Annotated in this window: 1 protein-coding gene; it reads left to right on the top strand. The window is 17.7% G+C overall.

The window, feature by feature from the left end:
* Nucleotides 1-517: hypothetical protein (locus IE038_RS25595; protein WP_229775740.1), on the top strand; the 517-nt coding region annotated here is incomplete at its 5' end.
* Nucleotides 518-770: the final 253 nt, after the last annotated feature.

Genomic DNA, 770 nt, shown 5'->3' with positions numbered 1-770 from the left:
TGGTTGGGATGAGTGTTTTAGTTATTCTTTTAGTTATTTTAATAATGTTGATTTTTTAGTTAGTTTTAAGGATATTTGTAATTTTATATTGGATGATATTTTTTTTGTTAGGGATAGTAATAAGAATAGTTATTTTATATTTTTTGATAAAAAAAAAAAAATTTTTGAGATTGATAATGATTTTAGTGATTTAGAAAAATTTTTTTATAGTTATTGTAGTTTTAGTTATTTAAATAATAGATTTAAAGGTGATAATGATTTGTATTATGATTTTTATATTAAGGATATTAAATATAATTGTATTAATTATATTAATAGTTGTATTGATTTTTATTTTTGTTTTTATATTTGTATTGATAATAATTTTTTAATTGATAGTAATAATTTTAATGAAAGTTATATTTATAATTTTATTTGTAGTGAAAGTGGAAAGATTTGTGAAAGTAAAAATTATAAGATAAGAATTAATAGGAATTGTAGTAACTTAATAAGTTTTAAGGATTTTGATATAATTTAAAATTATAATTAATTGTGGATTTAATGTGATAATTGTTATGGATTAATGTATAAGAAAGTTAAAATGAATGTTTGTGAATAATGTGGATATTATTTGAAAATGAGTAGTTTAGAAAGAATTGAGTTTTTGATTGATTTGGGTATTTGGAATTTTATGGATGAAGATATGGTTTTTGTGGATTTTATTAAATTTTATTTGAAGGAGGAATTTTATAAAAATTGTATTGCTTTTGTGTAAAAAATTATAGGATTGA

The organism is Pseudomonas laurentiana (assembly GCF_014648275.1).
Taxonomy (GTDB): Bacteria; Pseudomonadota; Gammaproteobacteria; order Pseudomonadales; family Pseudomonadaceae; genus Aquipseudomonas; species Aquipseudomonas laurentiana.
Note: the sequence above shows the minus strand (reverse complement) of the source record. Positions and strands in the feature narration are given on the sequence as shown.